The organism is Commensalibacter communis, from assembly GCF_947179015.1.
GTDB lineage: Bacteria > Pseudomonadota > Alphaproteobacteria > Acetobacterales > Acetobacteraceae > Commensalibacter > Commensalibacter communis.
In genome coordinates, this window is the sequence record NZ_CAMXCM010000001.1 from 769,042 (window position 1) to 788,455 (window position 19,414).

The 19,414-nt window shown below is 36.7% G+C and carries 17 protein-coding genes; 10 read left to right on the top strand and 7 right to left on the bottom strand.

All coding sequences use genetic code 11. From position 1 onward, the window contains the following. Positions 1-8: 8 nt before the first annotated feature. Both hemB and PQG54_RS03645 read right to left on the bottom strand, forming a co-directional pair. On the bottom strand, positions 9-998 hold the full coding sequence (gene hemB / locus PQG54_RS03640; protein WP_271788833.1) for a porphobilinogen synthase: 990 nt from the start codon (positions 996-998) through the stop codon (positions 9-11). Then, the gene (locus PQG54_RS03645) at positions 995-2,467 is read right to left on the bottom strand and encodes an amino acid permease (protein ID WP_271788832.1); all 1,473 of its coding nucleotides are present in this window, start codon (positions 2,465-2,467) and stop codon (positions 995-997) included. Before PQG54_RS03645 ends, hemB begins: the two co-directional genes overlap by 4 nt. 181 nt (positions 2,468-2,648) lie before the next feature. Here PQG54_RS03645 and glyA point away from each other — a divergent pair, with 181 nt between their 5' ends. The 6 genes from glyA to PQG54_RS03675 all read left to right on the top strand — a co-directional run bounded on the left by glyA (position 2,649) and on the right by PQG54_RS03675 (position 9,570). Next, positions 2,649-3,938: a serine hydroxymethyltransferase gene (gene glyA / locus PQG54_RS03650; protein WP_271788831.1), complete on the top strand. Its 1,290-nt coding sequence runs from the start codon at positions 2,649-2,651 to the stop codon at positions 3,936-3,938. Positions 3,939-3,962: 24 nt separating this feature from the next. Further along, the gene (locus tag PQG54_RS03655; RefSeq protein WP_271788830.1) at positions 3,963-5,198 is read left to right on the top strand and encodes a glycosyltransferase family 4 protein; all 1,236 of its coding nucleotides are present in this window, start codon (positions 3,963-3,965) and stop codon (positions 5,196-5,198) included. Beyond that, positions 5,195-6,292, top strand: a complete 1,098-nt coding sequence (locus PQG54_RS03660; RefSeq protein WP_271788829.1) for a glycosyltransferase family 4 protein — start codon at positions 5,195-5,197, stop codon at positions 6,290-6,292. The genes PQG54_RS03655 and PQG54_RS03660 overlap by 4 nt, the downstream gene beginning before the upstream one ends. A gap of 16 nt (positions 6,293-6,308) precedes the next feature. Continuing rightward, complete coding sequence (locus PQG54_RS03665) at positions 6,309-7,235, top strand: mitochondrial fission ELM1 family protein (protein WP_271788828.1); 927 nt, start codon at positions 6,309-6,311, stop codon at positions 7,233-7,235. A gap of 164 nt (positions 7,236-7,399) precedes the next feature. Continuing rightward, the gene (gene hmpA, locus PQG54_RS03670; protein WP_271788827.1) at positions 7,400-8,596 is read left to right on the top strand and encodes an NO-inducible flavohemoprotein; all 1,197 of its coding nucleotides are present in this window, start codon (positions 7,400-7,402) and stop codon (positions 8,594-8,596) included. A 143-nt stretch (positions 8,597-8,739) separates the two neighbouring features. Further along, a complete protein-coding gene (locus tag PQG54_RS03675; protein WP_271788826.1) occupies positions 8,740-9,570 on the top strand; it encodes a DUF3108 domain-containing protein in 831 nt (276 codons plus the stop codon). Here the strand turns inward: PQG54_RS03675 and PQG54_RS03680 are convergent, their stop codons facing one another. The 4 genes from PQG54_RS03680 to PQG54_RS03695 all read right to left on the bottom strand — a co-directional run bounded on the left by PQG54_RS03680 (position 9,571) and on the right by PQG54_RS03695 (position 12,903). After that, entirely contained in the window at positions 9,571-10,818 is a 1,248-nt protein-coding gene (locus tag PQG54_RS03680; RefSeq protein WP_271788825.1) for a chloride channel protein, read from the bottom strand. 64 nt (positions 10,819-10,882) lie between these two features. Further along, on the bottom strand, positions 10,883-11,260 hold the full coding sequence (locus PQG54_RS03685) for a hypothetical protein (protein WP_271788824.1): 378 nt from the start codon (positions 11,258-11,260) through the stop codon (positions 10,883-10,885). A gap of 172 nt (positions 11,261-11,432) precedes the next feature. Beyond that, entirely contained in the window at positions 11,433-12,188 is a 756-nt protein-coding gene (locus PQG54_RS03690; RefSeq protein ID WP_271788823.1) for a hypothetical protein, read from the bottom strand. 34 nt (positions 12,189-12,222) lie between these two features. Further along, complete coding sequence (locus PQG54_RS03695; protein ID WP_271788822.1) at positions 12,223-12,903, bottom strand: HAD family hydrolase; 681 nt, start codon at positions 12,901-12,903, stop codon at positions 12,223-12,225. A 78-nt stretch (positions 12,904-12,981) separates the two neighbouring features. Between PQG54_RS03695 and glmU the strand changes: the two genes are divergently transcribed. From glmU to cynS, 4 genes are all read left to right on the top strand, one after another. Beyond that, the gene (glmU, locus tag PQG54_RS03700; protein ID WP_271788821.1) at positions 12,982-14,292 is read left to right on the top strand and encodes a bifunctional UDP-N-acetylglucosamine diphosphorylase/glucosamine-1-phosphate N-acetyltransferase GlmU; all 1,311 of its coding nucleotides are present in this window, start codon (positions 12,982-12,984) and stop codon (positions 14,290-14,292) included. A 29-nt stretch (positions 14,293-14,321) separates the two neighbouring features. Next, a complete protein-coding gene (glmS, locus tag PQG54_RS03705; RefSeq protein WP_271788820.1) occupies positions 14,322-16,145 on the top strand; it encodes a glutamine--fructose-6-phosphate transaminase (isomerizing) in 1,824 nt (607 codons plus the stop codon). A gap of 191 nt (positions 16,146-16,336) precedes the next feature. After that, positions 16,337-17,614: a serine/threonine transporter gene (locus PQG54_RS03710; RefSeq protein ID WP_271788819.1), complete on the top strand. Its 1,278-nt coding sequence runs from the start codon at positions 16,337-16,339 to the stop codon at positions 17,612-17,614. 176 nt (positions 17,615-17,790) lie between these two features. Beyond that, positions 17,791-18,234: a cyanase gene (gene cynS / locus PQG54_RS03715; RefSeq protein WP_271788818.1), complete on the top strand. Its 444-nt coding sequence runs from the start codon at positions 17,791-17,793 to the stop codon at positions 18,232-18,234. 79 nt (positions 18,235-18,313) lie between these two features. Here cynS and PQG54_RS03720 read toward each other — a convergent pair whose 3' ends face one another. Continuing rightward, on the bottom strand, positions 18,314-19,303 hold the full coding sequence (locus PQG54_RS03720) for an aldo/keto reductase (RefSeq protein WP_271788817.1): 990 nt from the start codon (positions 19,301-19,303) through the stop codon (positions 18,314-18,316). Between the last annotated feature and the right edge of the window lie 111 nt (positions 19,304-19,414).

Here is a 19,414-nt window from a genome sequence, read left to right on the forward strand (position 1 = left end):
GCTCGAGTTTATTCTTTTAACAACCTGGCTGCTTCCAACGCAAAATACGTCATAATGGCATTGGCGCCAGCACGTTTGAAACAAAGTAATGTTTCCAAAATAGTTCCTTCTTTTTGTAAGAAGCCGTTTTGGATTGCACCCATCAACATGGCATATTCACCAGAAACTTGATAACTGACGATTGGAATATCGAATTTATCACGCACAGAGCGGATAATATCAAGATAAGGCATTCCTGGTTTAATGATAATAGAATCTGCACCTTCCTTGATGTCTAATTCGACTTCTGCCAATGCCTCACCACGATTGGCAGGATCCATTTGATAGGTCTTTTTATCACCTTTTAATAATCCCCCAGATTCTAACGCATCACGAAATGGTCCATAATAGACACTGGCATATTTAGCAGCATAAGACATTAATTGAGTATCAATAAACCCTGATTGATCCAATCCTTGGCGAATAGAACCGATACGACCATCCATCATATCAGATGGGGCAATAATATCGATACCAGCATTGGCTTGATTAATGGATTGTTTAATCAAAACTTCGACGGTTTCGTCATTCACGACATATCCGTCTTTTATAATTCCATCATGCCCGTGGCTGGTGTATGGGTCTAAAGCAACATCTCCAATCAATAGCATTTCTGGGAATTGTTTCTTTAGTTCTTTGGCTGCACGGCAAATTAAATTGTCAGGATTGTAAGACTCTGTTCCTGTTGGATCACGTTTTTCTTTTGAAGTAACAGGAAATAACGCCAATGCTGGAATATCTAATTTAGCGGCAGGTTCAATATATGCACCAAGACGATCTACAGAAACACGCTTTGCACCAGGCATTGATGCAACTTCTGTTTCTATATTTTGTCCATCTACGATAAAAATTGGCCAGATTAAATCATCAATGCTGAGTTTATTTTCAGCAACCAGTCGACGTGTTGTTTGATTAAGGCGGTTACGACGCATACGTGTCAGTGGAAAATTACCAATCATTTTATAACCTTTAGTTTAGTATTTTGATTTAATTTACTATGTGAATAGCCATAACCGAAATAAATGATTAAACCAAGAGCCATCCAACATAGCATTATAATCCATGTCAAATTATTCAAAGAGTACATTAAAACAAGTGCGGTAGCAGATCCAATTATAGGAATAATCGGGCCGCCTGGAATTTTAAACGTGCGAGGATAATCTGGATAGGTTTTGCGTAATATGACAACAGCCAAACAAACAAAAACAAACGCAAACAAAGCCCCAATAGCACACATATTTCCCAAAACCCCAATAGGGAAAAACGCTGATAATATACATACAAATACCATAAAGAACGTATGTGAATAATGAGGGGTTTTGAATTTGGGATGTGTTTTTGCGAAGAATTTTGGAATTAAACCATCCTTGGCAAGCGAGAAGAAAATACGAGTTTGCCCAATTAATAATAAGAATAAAATGGGAATATATCCAAATAGAATACTAATTTTTACAATCGGTTGTAGCCATTTAAAAGGGGTGTGATCTATGGCTGTTGCAACGGGTGCTGCATCATTTAATAAATCAGTATAATAAACAAGACCAACAATAACAAAAGCGAAACAAAAATAAATAACTGCACAAGTAGAGATAATAATTAAAATTGCTTTTGGAATATTTTTAGAGGGATTTTTTACTTCTTGGGCTGTTGATGAAACACTGTCAAATCCGATATAAGCAAATATAATCATTCCTGCGGCTTGCATAATCCCTGAAAATCCAAAGTGACCGAAAGTACCTGTTGTGTTTTCTGGGATAAAAGGAACGAAGTTAGCGGCTTTGATATAAGGTAAACCAAAAGCGATTAAGGTTAAAATAACACAAATCTTAATCACGACGACGATATTGTTTAAGGTTAATGATTCTTTTAACCCTTTGATTAACAGTAACGATAATATCACAACAATGACAGTAGAAGGAAGATTGATAATTCCATCTACCTTTGACCCGTCAAGTAAAGTCACCGTTTCAAAAGGGGATGCGATGTAACGCGGATCGATGTGAATATGAAACCCTTCTAAGAACGACATCATATATTTAGACCAACTGACTGCGACAGCCCCAGCACCAACAGCATATTCCAGAACAAGGTTCCAACCCACCATCCAAGCAATTATTTCGCCATACGCAATATACGTATAGCTGTAAGAACTGCCTGCAACTGTAATCATTCCAGCCAGCTCACTGTAACATAACCCGATAAATGCGCAGGCAATCGCGCCAATGAAAAAGGAGATGATAACAGCAGGGCCAGCATGTTCAGATGCAGCAACACCCGTGATTGAAAATAAACCCGTTCCGACAATCCCACCGACACCAAAGAAAATAAGAGAGGGCATACCAATAACACGCGCCAAATCTTCTTTATCTGAGGGAGGGGTTTCTATATTTTTTTTTCTTAGTAAAGAAGAAAAGGTGATGTTTCCCATATGTGTATTTTCCTTTAATAAAAAGGCCATGCAAATTTATTGCTTAATTAGAATAAAATGAGTCACTATTAAAATAACTTTTTTACAAAATTAATGTTTAAAAAAACAAGAATATATTTTATTTATATAGATACAAGAAATTTAATTAAAACCCTCAATCTTTAATAGCAGGAATTTGTGAATGTCTGATAATAAAAATTATGATCAGTTTTTCAACTCTGATTTATCTAGTACGGACCCAGAAGTCAGTCAATATATTCATGGCGAACTGGTTCGCCAACAAGATGGCATTGAGCTTATTGCAAGTGAGAACCTTGTTTCTCAAGCTGTTTTAGAAGCACAAGGTAGTGTCTTGACGAATAAATATGCCGAAGGATATTCTGGGCGTCGTTATTATGGTGGCTGTGCCGAAGTTGATAAAGTTGAAACACTTGCTATTGAACGTCTTAAGAAAATTTTTGGTGCTGAATACGCCAACGTGCAGCCTCACTCTGGTGCGAATGCGAATTTGGCAGCCTATATGGCAACCGTGAAGCCTGGTGATAAAGTATTGGGGATGAATTTGGCTTCTGGTGGGCATTTAACTCATGGTGCTGCCCCCAATTTTTCTGGCAAATGGTTTCATGCATTACAATATGGTATTCGTCGTCAAGATGGATATCTAGATTATGATGAAATGGAATCTATTGCACGCGCTGAAAAACCAAAATTGATTATTGCAGGGGGATCAGCCTACCCACGTATCATTGATTTCGAACGTTTTCGTAAGATTGCTGATGAAGTTGGTGCCTATTTAATGGTGGATATGGCTCATTTTGCTGGATTAGTTGCAGCAGGTCTATTCCCTAATCCAGTTCCTTATGCTGACATTGTCACCAGCACAACGCACAAAACATTACGTGGACCACGTGGAGGTTTTCTTTTAACCAATAATCCTGATCTTGCTAAGAAGATTAATTCAGCTGTATTTCCTGGATTACAAGGCGGCCCATTAATGCACGTGATTGCGGCAAAATCTGTTGCTTTTGGTGAGGCTCTACGCCCAGAGTTTAAAGAATATCAAAAATCTGTTGCCAAAAATGCCAAAGTTCTTGCTGAAACTTTAATTGAATGTGGTTTTGATATTGTTACTGAAGGGACAGACTGTCACTTACTATTAGTCGATTTGCGTCCAAAGAAAGTAACAGGAAAACAAGCAGAAGAAAGTTTGGAAAGAGCAGGGATCACGACGAACAAAAATGCTATTCCTTTTGATCCAGAGAAACCAGCAATTACATCTGGTATCCGTTTAGGTAGCCCCGCAGGAACATCTCGTGGATTTGGAGAAGTAGAATTCCGTGAAATTGGATTATTAATTAATGAAGTTCTGACTGCTTTGGCTGATGCTCCTGATGGTGATAACAGCAAAGCAGAACAAGAAGTACATCAAAAGGTAGTTGCACTCTGCAAACGTTTTCCGATATATAAATAGTTTCTATAAATTGACGGAGTAAAATTGCTGATTAAACCGTTACATCGGTTATGGCGTTTGTTTCCCCCTTCAAGCCGACGATATTTTTTGGCTCGATTGGGGGCTTATCTTGCTCCGTCAATAACAATTGATCCACCCACCGATTCAACGGTTATTATTGGGGGTGAAGTCTCACGCGCATCTGGACTTGGTGAAGGTGCCCGCGTAATGCATCAAGCATTGCAAAAAAATAATATTCCTGTTCAGCTGTTGGATATTGTACCTTATTCTTTTTCATGGGACAGATATAAAAAAGCCACCCATCTTTTATCTCAGTATATTCATGCACCTTTGATTCTGCATATAAATTCACCTCAGTTGCCCTTTGCACTTTTAGCTTTGCCAAGAAAACTTGTTAAAAATCGTAAAATTATTGGTTATTGGGCTTGGGAATTAGAAATTTTACCGAAAGACTGGATGGTTGGTTTTCAATTTGTTCATGAAATTTGGGTACCTTCGGAATTTGTTGCTAATGCTATAAAGAAATGGGCGACACAATATAATAAAATCGTAAGGGTTATACCTCATCCTATTGCTGATAGGGTCGCTTATCCTGTGCAACATATCAGCCGTGAATCTTTGGGATTACCTAAAGATAAAATAATTGTTCTTGTTTCGTTTAGTTTATCTTCTAGTTTTGCAAGAAAAAACCCCCTGGGTGCAATTTTAGCATTTCTTAAAGCGAACAAGCATGATAGGGGTGTATGCTTGGTGCTAAAAATTTCTTATACGGAATATTATCGTGTCGATATGGATAAAATTATGAATATTATTCAAGGTCATGACGCGATTATTGTTATTAATAACATTTTATCGTCCGCAGAAAACCAAGCATTATTACATCATGCGGACATTATATTATCTTTGCATCGTAGTGAAGGGTTTGGGTTGGTTCCAGCAGAGGCGATGTTATGTGGCAAACCCGTCATATCGACAAACTGGTCTGCTACTTCTGAATTTATTGACGAAACATGTGGAGTTCCTGTTTCCTATCAGTTAATCCCTGTTAAGGATCCCCGGGCGGTTTATGAGTTTTCGAATACTTATTGGGCTGATCCAGATTGTGATATTGCTGCACAAGCGATTAATAAATTAGCTTCTGATCCAGATTATCGGTTTGCTTTGGGGAGTGCCGCATGTAAAAGAGCTTACAAACAATTTGGTTCACAATCTTTAATAAAGGGATTATCCGCGAACGGCGTGGTAACGGATATGGAATGAAAAAGCCTCTTAATATGTTGATATGGCAATGGGGACGTCGAGGAGCAGGACCTAAAACTGCTGTTGAATTCTCTAAAGCAGTTGTATCAATACCAAATGTTAAGGCGTTTTTATCTTTGTCTTGCCAAGCTGAGATTTTACAAAAAGACCATAATGTTTCTGCTGATTTTCAAATTCAAACTTATACCTCCGTTCTGGGATATTTGTATCGTGTTTTACAAGCACCATTGATGATTTACAAATTACATCAATTTATCAAACATAATAAGATTGATGTTGCTATTTGTACAATGCCCGGTCCGATGGACTTAGTCATGGCCGCAGCACTTAAATTGCGTAAAATTCCGTATATTGTTGTTGTGCACGATGTGCATCCTCATCCAGGGGATGGTTATATTTTTCAGCATTTTTTACAAAAATTACTTATTAAGCGATCAAGATTAACAGTAACATTTTCAAAATATGTTTATAAACAATTGATTGCAGTTAATTATGTTCCAAGTTCTCAAATTATACAAGGGTGGCATCCTCCTTTTTCTTATTGGTCTAAGAACGAACAGCTACAATCTGTTAATCAAGAGATTAAGTTATTAAACTTCGGTCGGCTTTTATTGTATAAAGGGTTCGATTTGCTAGAGGAAGCATTAGATCAAATATCCATACAACAGCCTTATACATTGCGTATTGTGGGACAGGGACCTAAGAGTGCAGTTTTGGATCGCTTGAACAAAAGACAAAATGTTATCGTCGAAAATCGTTGGGTACCCGAGGAAGAAATTGGTGAATTAATGCAATGGGCCGATGTTGTTATTCTCCCTTATAGGGAAGCTAGTCAAAGTGGAATTGCAGCGACGGCTTTAGCTTTTGGAAAACCTATTTTAATCACAAACGTAGGTGGTTTATCAGAGCAATTTGGAGAAGACGATTTAGCATTTATTTGTGAACCTACTGTGGCAGATATTGCTAAAGGGTTGGATGAAATCTTACAATTAAACTTTCCCCTATCACATCGAAAGCATGACGCCGACAAAGAATGGCAAGATCTGGCTGAATACTTAATTAAAGAAATTACTAATAAGCTTCACCTATCGTAATGAGGTTTTCCTAACAATGGTCAAAGCAGTTATATTAACAGAAGATTTTGCTGGAATGAAATCGCAAGCTTTTGGTCTAGCAGAACGGGCAGGATATCAAAAAGAGCTTTGCAACTTGATTCCTAAAAAACCATGGAGCTTTATTTCAGCCCCATATTGGCCTTTCCCACTAAAGGCAGTCGAGGCATTCAACATTGGTGAAAGCCCAATTGTAATTAGTGTTGGAAGTGTAGGTGGGGTGATTAACTCAGCTATTCGAAAATCGGGTCGGGCGGCTATTCATATTCAAAATCCTCGTATATCTCTTGATAAATTTGATTTGGTTATTGTTAATCCTCATGACCAGCTGGGGGGTAGAAACGTGATTGTTTCACGAACGGCCCTTCACCATATTTCCGCACAAATTTTATTAGAAAATCAAAAAAAATGGATATCTTTTTTACGACCCAATTCAAAACCATTGGTTGCAGTACTTATTGGGGGGAATAATGGTCGTTTTACATTGGGGAAAGTAGAAGCTGAGAGCATCGCTTATCAATTAGCAAATTTAATGAAGACAGATAATGTCAGCATTGCACTTACGCCGTCACGCCGGACGGGAAAAGAAGCTATCGCTGTTTTCAAACAAATATTAATACCTTTAGGTGCCTATATCTGGGATGGAGAGGGAGAAAATCCTTATTTAGGATTGTTGGCATGTGCAGATTTTATTCTTGTTACAACCGATAGTGTTTCAATGATCTCAGAGGCGGTGGCAACTTCGGCACCAGTTATGATTTTATCTTTACCTGGAAAATCAAAGCGAATTTCATTTTTTATTCATTCAATGCAGCAAGAAAAACGAGTCAAATTATTTCGTGGTCGTTTAGAAAGTTGGAATGTCTGTCCCCTAGATGATACAGAAGATGTTGTTTTTAAAGTAAAAAATACTTTGGGAATATAAAGCATAAATTAAAGATGTACTGAATAGTTTACTTTTAAATAAAAAGATATATAATTAATATATCTTTAAGATTAAGAAATGCTTCGAAGCTTTCACATTCATAATGTTATCTAAATATATTGAAAAAATATATTGACTTTACAGTTTGTTGAAGGGCTATTTCAATGCTTACGGAAAATCAAAAATCTATAATAAAAGCTACTGTTCCAGTATTAAGTGAGCACGGTGTTGATCTTACGTCTCATTTTTATAAAAGAATGCTTTCGGAAAATCCGGAGTTAAAACAAGTATTTAATCGTGGGCATCAAGAGGCGGGTAAGCAACAACACGCATTGGCAGGTGCAGTCCTTGCGTATGCACAAAATATTGATGATCCAACTATTTTAAAAGATGCTTTAGTTCATATTGCACATAAACATGTCAGCCTTGGTATTCGTGCCGAACATTATCCCATTGTTGGTAAACACTTATTGGCGTCTATTAAAGAAGTTTTGGGAGAGGCTGCAACAGATCAGTTGATTGAGGCATGGGGATTGGCATACCAACAACTTGCTGATTTATTAATTGGTATGGAAACTAAATTATATGGAGATTTGGTAAAAGAGGGTGCTTGGACGGGTTGGAGAAGTTTCAAAATTGTTAAAAAAATTGCTGAAACGGATCAAATTACCTCTTTTTACTTCAAACCAATTGATAATGGTAAATTACCAGCTTTTCATCCAGGTCAATATATATCAGTCAGAGTTTACGTACCAGAATGGGATCTAATACAACCTCGACAATATACATTATCAGATGCTCCTGGCAAAGATACGTACCGTATTTCTGTAAAACGTGAAGACGGAACTGCAAAAACACCCGCTGGACATGTTTCTAATGTATTGCATAAGAATTTTAACGTAGGGGATGTCATTGATATAGCACCACCAAGTGGAGAATTCTGTTTGAATGAACAAAGTGATAAGCCTGTATATTTAATCAGTGCTGGTGTTGGTATTACACCGATGATATCAATGTTGACTCATTTGGCTCAGCAACAAACAAAAAGACCAGTTTCATTTATTCATGGTACGCGTAATATACAAACATATGCTATGCACAGCCAAGTTAATAATATCGTTGAAAAAAACAATAATTTTGAGAAAATTATATTTTATTCTAATCCAGAAGACCAAGATAACCAACTTGATTATCTTGGTAGAGTTAATCTCTTGGCACTTAAAGATAAAATTACGCCTAATGGTGAATATTATTTATGTGGTCCAGTAGATTTTATGCAAGAGCGTATTAAAGATTTAAAGAATCTTGGTGTTCCAGCTGAAAATATTCATGCAGAAGCCTTTGATACAGGTAGTATTTAAGTAACCATATTCTAATAGCTTGATTATAAAGATGTGATATGATCATTAATGATCGAGTTATTAGAATAAAATAATTGTAAATCTATTTAATGCCATAATTGTCTATTATAGTCCCATTATTCGATTAATAACAAAAGATAGTTATGATGAAAAAAAATTTCTTTAGATTAATGGGTATAGCCTGTGGATTGAGTTTCGGGTTTTTAGATATTGTGCATGCACAATCAACTGGTGGTATGCAAACCCAGGAAAATCAATCTATTAAATTGGTTTATGATATTTATAATAAAGGAATGCATGTTATTACAGTCAATGCGAACTACTCGTTGACGCCAACAACTTATAAAGTAAAAGCGAATTTTGCTTCTGCGGGGATGGCAAGTCTTGTATTCAGTTTAAACACTAATGCCACTGTGGATGGTGTTTTTAAAAATGGACATGCTTTGCCAGGAACATATCAATCAATTGGTAAAGATAAAAATGGCAAATTTAAACTGGTTATGAATTCTAACTATGGATCAAAAACTGATATTACAACATTGGAACCAGCACCTGGAAATGATCGTGATGTCTTGACCCCAGACCAAAAAACAAACAGTCTAGATGTATTGAGCGCTATGGCTGATTTGATTTATAAAGTTCGTACAACAGGGAAATGCGATTCTCAGTTTAAATTATCAGACGGATTAAGATCTTTTTCTTTCCAAAGTGAAACCGCAGGGGAAAGTGAAATGCCGTCAACATGGACCAGCCCTTATAAAGGCAAAGCGATATTATGCAAAGCAGTTGCTCAGCAAATTGGTGGATTTAAAACACATTCTCATAATAGAGCTTTATTATCGCAACCACAACCTGGCTCGATATGGTTTAAAAATATCGACGGCATTGGATATCTACCTGCCAGATTTGATTTTAAAAATCCTAAAATGGGTGTCGTGACTGGTGTTTTGAGACAAATTCCCGTTGGTGAGTAATTATAGTGATGGCTTCATCATTTGATTTTGTACAATATAATAAGTGGGCATTGCTGTAGCAAAACATAGGCAGATTGGATAAAAATATGCGGGCGAATAACGAGAAAGTTCCAGCATAAAAATAGCAGACGTTAATGGCATTTTTTGTGCGATTCCTAAAAAAACAGCAGCAGCAATAATGGCTGCGCTGGATAAAGGAATTATTGGAAACATCATATTCCAAAAGCAAGCTGTTATAAATCCCAATGCGCCGCCCAACATCATGCTTGGGGTGATTCGCCCGCCATAAGCTCCTGCAACCATGGCGAATAAAACAGCGCCCCATTTGCTGATGAATAATCCTATAGCATAATTTAAATTGATTTCTGAGGTAAAGGTGAGTTGATTGGCAGCTTTACCATTTCCTAAGATTTCTGGATATTTTATTGATAAAATACCAATGATTCCAAAAGCCAATGTTGAAATTAAAATCATTATTGGTTTGGATTTGGGTAATTTTGGTAAGCGTTGAATGCTTTTATCAAAAAGCCAGACTATGATTCCAATGATTGGTCCAGCGACCATCGCCCAAATAATCAAAACATTATTAAATTTCAAATGTTCTAATGGATATTGAACCAGATCTCCTAATCCTAAACGCATAACAAATACGGCTGTACTGCAACAAATAAAGGCGGCGATTATGGAGGTTATACTCCAGCTGAGTAATAAGGTTTCCAAGATAAAGATCATTGCAGCCAATGGCACGTTATAAACAGCAGCTAAACCAGCACCAGAGGCGCAGGCTAAGAGTATTTTTCGTTCTTCCTCTGAAAAATGACAGAAATTGATCCATTTATTGGCAAAGGCTGCGGTCATTTCTCTGGGAGCGACCTCACGCCCAAGGGGGGAGCCCATCGCAACGGTGATGATTTGTAATAAAGAATGAAAAAAAGTGGTGAGGAAAGGGAGGTTCTTATCTTTATTTTGAACGGCGGTTTTAATATCGACCAGCGGCTTGCCATAACGATGAATACAGAACCAGCCTACACCTCCAATTAAACCACAAATCAGCAATGCTAATACGCGTCTGAAAGGAGAAGCATCCTCGACCATGACTCGGAATGGCATGATTGTATCAAGTGGAGCATTAAAGGTAAGGTGCTGTAAAAAATGCATTAACAACGTTAATCCAACCCCAACACATCCTCCAATAATGCCAATCAGGAGTAAAGAAAAAAGCGTTTTGAGGTTTAAATTATATGCCATGTATATAGGATATGATGCAGAAGACGTTTCGGATAATGATATTTATATAGAATTTTAAAGTCTATTATAAGGGGGTAGATGAGTAAATAATGACTTGTTCAGCAACCAGTTTAATTAATGGGATTTCTTTGCTGAGTTCCTGACTATCTTGATAAGGTTTATAACGTTCGACATTACCTTCTTTACTATGAACCAAGGCGTTACGTGTTCGATAGATACGCTGTGCTAGATGATGATAAAAACCTTCTGTATCTTTAAAAGAAACTGTTGGGGCATGGCTAAAACTAATTTTATTTTTCAAGAAATATTCAATTTGTTCGGAACTTAATCTTTTTTGTAACTCATCTCTATCGATAAATTTCTTTAAAACAAGTTTCAAAGATTCTAATTCATTGCCTTGACCATTTTCTTTGCAATTCCTTGTTTTTTTTAATAAAGTCAATCACTTCATCCAGCTCGTTATTATTTTTATAAGAAAAGTTGGGATGAGTAATTTTGTTTTGAAATTCTTTTCGTAAATTTTCATTAAAAACTTCATCAAAAAAATATTCTAGAACATGATAGTAAGAGAGGTATTGTGCAAAAGGTTCATTTGAAGATAACGCTAGAGAGTACTAGTCTATAATATGATTTCTATAAATACGGTGGGGAGCAGAGGAAAATTTATTTAAATTTTGTCTTTCGTCTTCTACAAAAGTATTTTGCTTGAGAACATCAAACATACTTAGATAATATGCGCAAGATGTATTATTATTTATCATAACCTGGAAAATAAAAGTTTCCGTAAGTTTTTGTAAATCTTGAAGAGACATACTGTCTATAGTGGTTATTTTTATGGTTAAAGTTTGAAAAAGTTGCCTTAACATATAAAAATTAAATTGAAAAAAATCATTTATTTCATACTCATTAAAATATTCACCTAGCATACTATGAATACTTTGCTCGTCTAACTCCATTTGTTTATTATCATATAATATTTTAAAATGATTGAGTGTTAATAAACTATATTCTGTTGATTGAGAGCTAATCTCATATCGAATATTATTGATTTTATCATTTATATAATAGTCATTACCTAAAGAGAAAAATAACTTATTGGGGAAATAAACAGGTATTTCTATATGATGATTAGAAAATAAAACAATTTCTTTTGAAATAGATAAAGTTTTTAATTTATTATAAATTATAGATAAATTTTTAGACAAATTTTTAACTTTGTCTTTATGCTGGTACAGAAAAGCCTCTTCGAAATCTATAATGTTTTTATTATCATACTCTTCGAAAGTTTCTTCAAAATGTTCTTCGAATTGTTCTTTTATAATTCCTTGTATTATAAAGTCTATTAATTCTTTTAATGAATATAATTCCATCACTCCCTCCCACAATCACCCTTGAATAACAAAATTACTTAGTGACTACTTTTTCTGCCAAGTTAGATAGTTCCAATAGTGTATTCGCAACAAGTGTCGCTTGCTCACCAACTTCAGGCTTACTATATCCCCATGCTGCAAAAACACTCCCTGCAACTTTAGCATTCTTGGCAACGAGGATATCGTTAATATGATCCCCAACCATCACGGTTTTCGTTGGATCAGCATTCAGCATTTTCATAATGCCTTCTAAATGGCATGCATGTGGTTTCTTATCTTCAAACAAATCCCCACCGCCAACAGCATCAAAAAAATGATCGATTTTAAGTTGCTCTAAGATTTGTTGCGCAGCACTGGTAATTTTATTCGTGCAAAGCGCTATCTTCCAACCAAGTGTTTGGAACTCTTCCATTACTTGCACGGCACCGTCAAAAGGTTTGGAATAATCAGTGGAGTGCTCAACATAATAGGTAATGAACCGATCGGTAGCTTCTTGAACATTAATTGTATCACCAGAACTTCCTGCATGGGATAATAATCGTTCAACTAAAACTTTGATACCATCTCCAATCATTAGGCGGACATCTTGGTCGGTGACGGTCGGCAATTGGTAAGATTGCATTAAATAACGCGCACTATTGGACAGATCAGGTAAACTATCAATTAATGTTCCATCCATATCAAACACAATCACAGGATTGGCACTATAATTCATCGTTTTTCCCTTTCTAAAGTTACAAAATTGGTTATAAATGGAAATAAGAATATTCCTAATTTATTATTATGGCGAGTTATGAGTAAATCCACAAACACTTTACCAGAATCTGTTGCAGTTATTTTAGCCGCAGGGATGGGAACCCGTATGAGATCAGCCAAACCAAAGGCAATGCATCCTTTGGCTGGAAAACCAATGTTACGTTATCTGTTGGATAATGTTGAAAAAGTCTTTGACAAAGTTGTGGTTGTAGTAGGGCCGAATATGGATGAGGTCGCACAGCTGGCAGCTCCTCATCAAGTTGTGGTTCAAGAACATCGCCTTGGGACTGCTCATGCAGCTATACAGGCAGAAGAGTATTTTGGAAACGGAACCGTTACCATTCTTTATGCTGATAATCCATTAGTAAGCAAAAAAACGTTAAAAAAGATTCTTGAATGCCAGCAACAACGTGATGTTGATATGGTATTAATGGCAATGGAATGCGAAGATCCTAAGTCTTATGGTCGCATCATCGAGAAAAAAGGGTGGGTGCGTCGTATTGTTGAAACTGCAGATGCAACCGAAGAAGAAAAGCAAATCCATCTTTGTAATGCAGGCGTAATTTGTGCCAAGGTCAGTTCGTTTAAATATTGGTTGCGTCAGATAGAAAATAAAAATAGTAAAAAAGAATATTATCTTGTTGATGCGGTTGCTATTGCAGTGAACGAAGGTAAACATATCAAAGCCCTTCGTGCATCAGAGGCTGAGTTAAGTGGGATTAACTCTAAATCAGAATTAGCCGTTGCCGAACAGATTGTTCAACAAAAACTTCGTAAAAAAGCGATGGATAATGGGGTAACAATGCTTGCTCCTGAAACTGTTTTTTTATCTGCTGATACAATATTGGGCGAGGATGTTTTAATTTATCCTCATGTTGTTTTTGGTCCAAAGGTTCATGTTCATGCTGGTGCAGAAATCCGATCTTTCAGCCATCTAGAAGGCTGTGAGGTTAAAGAAGATGCCGTCGTTGGTCCTTATGCACGCTTACGTCCCAATGCAGTTATTGGCAAAGATGCTCATGTTGGAAATTTTGTTGAATTAAAAGCAACGACATTGGGGGAAGGTGCCAAAGTTAATCATCTTACCTATTTAGGAGATGCCGTTGTTGGTCGAAAGACAAATGTGGGTGCGGGAACGATTACGTGCAATTATGATGGTGTCAATAAACATCAAACTATTATCGGAGAAGAAGCCTTTATTGGGTCAGATGCTATTTTAGTGGCTCCTGTAGAAATTGGTAATAAAAGTTTAATTGCAGCAGGCAGTGTTATCACTGAGAATGTTCCCGAGAATGCTTTGGCTTTTGGCAGAGCACGACAAGTAAACAAAAAGAAAACAACGAAATAGAGCGTCAAGAAAATAGGAGATACAAACTTATGTGTGGAATTGTTGGGATTTTAGGAAAGCAATCTGCTGTACCCATTATTATTGAAGCTCTGCGTCGTTTAGAATATCGTGGATATGATTCCGCAGGCGTGGCAACGATTAATAATCACCATATTGATAAAAGACGTGCTTCGGGCAAGTTGGATAACCTTGCCAAAGTGTTAGAGAATAATGCTTTATCAGGAAATACAGGGATTGGTCATACACGGTGGGCAACCCATGGTGCACCAACAGAACATAATGCGCATCCGCATGCAACTGATCGTGTCGCTGTGGTGCATAATGGCATTATTGAAAATCACGAAGAGTTAAAAAAAGAACTGATCGAGCTTGGTCAGGTTTTCAATAGTGAAACAGATAGTGAAACCATCGTTCAGCTTGTTGATTATCATTTAAAGCAAGGAAAAACACCCAAAGAAGCTGCACATGCTACTTTGAAAAGATTAGAGGGTGCTTATGCTATTGCTATGATTTTCGCATGTGATGAAAATATGATGATTGGTGCCAGACATGGTGCCCCTTTGGTTGTCGGATTTGGCGAGGATGAAATGTATCTGGGTTCAGATAGCCTGGCTGTTGCACCAATGACCCGTAAGATTGCTTACATGCCTGATGGGGTTTGGACTGTTCTATCCAGAAAAGGTGCAGAGTTTTTTGATATGGATGGTCAAACAGTTGAATGTCCTGTGCAAACAACTGCGTTAATGGCAGGTGCGATTGGCAAAGATGGATATCGCCATTATATGGAAAAAGAGCTTCATGAACATCCTGTCGTGATTGGGCAAACTTTGCGTCGTTTTGTTAACCCAGTGACGCATAAAATTGAATTGCCTGATATGCCGTTTGATATGAAATCATTAAAGCGCGGCATTATCACAGCTTGTGGCTCTGCATTCTATGCTGGGGTTATTGGGCGTTATTGGTTAGAGGAAATTGCACGCTTACCTATCGACTTGGATGTTGCGAGTGAAATGCGTTATCGCAATCCTCCTTTTGATGAAGGTGGGATGGGATTGTTGGTTTCTCAATCGGGGGAAACAGCGGATACGCTTGCAGCATTACGTTCTTTGAGAAATGCAGGGCAAAATATCATTTCTGTATTAAACAATGAACATAGTTCCATGGCACGGGAAAGCGATGTCGTTCTTGGGATGGATGCTGGAGTTGAAATTGCGGTGGCATCGACGAAAGCATTTACGGCTCAGTTGACTGTATTGGCGTGTTTAACCTTGGTAATGGGACAGGAAAGAGGAACCATTACTTCTGAATATATCGATGAGTGTCTGACAGCGTTAATTGATTTGCCAAGCCGTGTTGCCGAGATTTTGCAAATGCAAGAGCAAATACAAAAAATGGCGCATATCATTTCTCAAGTTCAAAGTGTCATTTATCTAGGACGCGGCATTATGTTCCCTGTGGCAATGGAAGGGGCTTTGAAACTCAAGGAAATTTCTTATATTCACGCCGATGCATATGCTGCTGGGGAAATGAAGCATGGTCCGATTGCCTTAATTGACAACACAGTGCCTGTGATTTCTTTGTTACCTTCTGGACCTTTATTTGAAAAAACTTTGTCAAATTTGCAAGAGGCCAAAGCCAGAGGTGGTCGTATCTTGGTCTTTACAGATGTTAAGGGTGCAGAGCGCGTCAAGGGAATTGCTGAACAAATTGTTGTTCTTCCTACGGTGCATTCTTTTGTAACGCCACCGCTTTATACGGTTCCTGTACAAATGCTGGCTTATGAAGCTGCTTTACTTAAGGGAACAGATGTCGATCAACCGAGAAACTTAGCAAAATCTGTGACAGTTGAGTAATTTTTTAATCAAAGAAGACTTGTTATTTTTATTTAATATATGAATAACAAGTTTTTTTAGTAACGCTTCATAAATTAAATAATATCTAAAGAATATCAATAGATTTTATTTAAATTTTGATTTTTTTTACATAATATCAGTGATAGTAAAGAAAACTCTTAATTTATTTTATCAATGAAGCGATTATAGCGATGGTGCAAAAAGAAATTTCCAATGATATGCCTCAATGGCGTTCTTCTGATACCGTTTGGATGCTCAGCCTTTATGGCACTGCAATTGGAGCAGGAGTATTATTCCTACCGATTAATGCTGCTGCGGGTGGATTAATCCCTTTACTTGTTTTGGCAATTCTTGCTTTTCCGATGACTTTTTTTGCACATCGAGCATTATGTCGATTTGTTCTTTCAGGCAATTCAGCCAATAATGATATTACCGAAGTTGTCGAAGAAAAATTCGGCAAGCAGATGGGATATTTAATTACGTTATTATATTTTTTTGCAATCTATCCAATTTTACTTGTTTATAGTGTCAGCATTACCAATACAGTCATTAGTTTTATTCAAAATCAACTACACATGACTCCACCGTCTAGGATACTTGTTTCTTTTTTATTAATAAGTTTCTTGATTATAATTGTTCAATTTGGGGAGTATTTGATTGTCCGTGTGATGTCAACGTTGGTTTATCCCTTTGTTGCTGTATTGATGCTGATTGCTTTATATTTAATTCCGCATTGGACGGGGGATATATTCCAACATATTGACTTATCTGGCGCCACAAAAAGTGGAGGCAGTGGATTATTAGTAACGTTATGGTTGATTATTCCTGTAGCTGTTTTTTCGTTTAATCATTCTCCGATTATTTCTTCTTTGGCGGTTGCTAAACGTAAAGAATATGGAGAGTGTGCAGAGCAAAAATGCTCAAAAATCATTCAGTATAGTAATATCATGATGGTTATTACTGTGTTATTCTTTGTGTTCAGCTGTGCATTATGTTTAAGCCCTGCTAATTTACAAGAAGCAAAAGCAGAGAATATTTCTATTCTTTCCTATTTGGCTAATCATTTTAAAACACCATTTTTAGATTGGGTTGCGCCTATTGTTGCCTTTATCGCCATTTCAAAATCTTTCTTGGGGCATTACCTTGGGGCAAGAGAAGGATTCAATGGTGTCGTTTTGAAATCAATGCATTATTTTGGGAAGACTGCCGAAGAAAAAACACTGAATAAATGTGCTTTGCTTTTCATGTTTATTACAGCATGGATTGTTGCAGCGTTAAATCCAAGTGTTTTAGGAATGATTGAATCTATTGGCGGTCCGATATTAGCAATGATTTTATTTCTTATGCCGATGTATGCCATCCATACTGTTCCTTCTTTAGAACGCTACAGAGGGAAAATAAGTAATATCTTTATTGTTGTGATGGGATGTATTGCGATATCAGCAGCGGTTTATAAACTATTTATATAGAAATATTTTGTAAAAAGAATGAAATTCTTAATGATATAATATTATGTGATTATTTCATCCTTTTTATGTATATATACCTGTTCTTTATACTTAATTGTAACATGGATTACTGTTTGATAAACTAGCCATATCAACGACCAAGAAATTATTCATTCTTTAAGACTAAGGAAATAACAATGAGCCGTTTAGAAGTAACTGAAAAAATTATTACTGCAAAAGTAACTCAAGGTCTGAAATGGGCAGATGTTGCTAAAAAAGTTGGGCGCAGCAAAGAGTGGGTAACGGCAGCATGTTTAGGGCAAATGACTTGCAACGAAAAACAAGCTTCTGTAATTGCTGAGATTTTTAATTTAACAGAAAATGAAAAAAAATGGCTGATGGTAACGCCTTACAGAGGCAGCTTACCAACAGTTGTTCCCACAGATCCAACAATTTATCGCTTTTATGAATTGGTAAATGTTTATGGCACGACATTCAAAGAGCTTATTCACGAAGAGTTTGGTGATGGCATTATGAGTGCAATTGATTTTAAAATGGATTTAAAACGTGAAAATGATCCCAATGGAGATCGCGTTAATATTGTGATGAGTGGTAAATTTTTACCTTATAAAGAATACTAAATAATTAGCAGCTTTGAATTATTTTATTAAAGTAAAGTTGGCAGTATAAGCCAACTTTATTATGAGATATAAAATATATTTATTTGCCAACCAGTTTCATAAATGGTTCTGGGTATCTTTCTCCCTCAATGGCAACTTCTTTAAGAGCTTTTGCAATTAAGTCCAAATCTTGTTGATTAAGTTCGACTGCATCAGCCCCAATATTTTCTTCAAAACGATGGAGTTTCGTTGTTCCGGGAATTGGAACGATCCATGATTTTTGAGCTAAAATCCAAGCGATTGCAAGCTGTGCAGGGGTAATATGTTTTTCTGAAGCCATTTTTTGCAATAATTGAACAAGCTCAAGATTTTTTTCAAACACATTTTCTTGGAAACGAGGCAATATGCTTCGAAAATCTTTTACATCTAATTTTGTATCTTTCCCCATTGCTCCTGTCAAAAACCCTTTTCCCAAAGGACTGTAGGCAACAAATCCAATCCCAAGTTCTTCACATGCTTCAAAAATTCCATTGGTTTCTGGGTCTCTGACCCACATTGAATATTCGTTTTGTATAGCAGTCACAGGTTGAACGGCGTGGGCACGACGAAGGGTTTTTGCGCTGGGTTCAGAAAGACCGAAATATTTAACTTTCCCTTCTTGGATCAGGTCTTTGACGGTACCAGCTACATCCTCTATGGGAACATCAGGATCAACACGATGTTGGTAAAATAAATCAATTACATCAATGCCTAGTCTTTTTAAAGATGCTTCTGCAACTTGTTTAATATGTTCTGGTCGGCTGTTAAGGCCTTGCATTTGTCCATTAACAATATTGAAACCAAATTTGGTGGCAATGACAACATTATCCCGAACAGGACGCAAAGCCTCACCGACAACTTCTTCGTTAATATAAGGGCCATAAACCTCAGCTGTATCGAAAAAATTTTCTCCACGATCATAGATCTGACGAATTAAAGTAATGGCTTCTTGCTTTCCCATTGAGGTGCCATAACCAAAGTTAATTCCCATACATCCAAAACCAATCCTTGATACTTCTGGACCATGTTGACCAAGGCGAGTTTTTTTCATTTTTAACTTCCTTTATAATGAAATTATTTTAGTATAGAAATACTTATAGCATGCGGTAGTGGGTAGGATTAGTCAGATTATTTTACATATTATAATGAATATATTTCATGA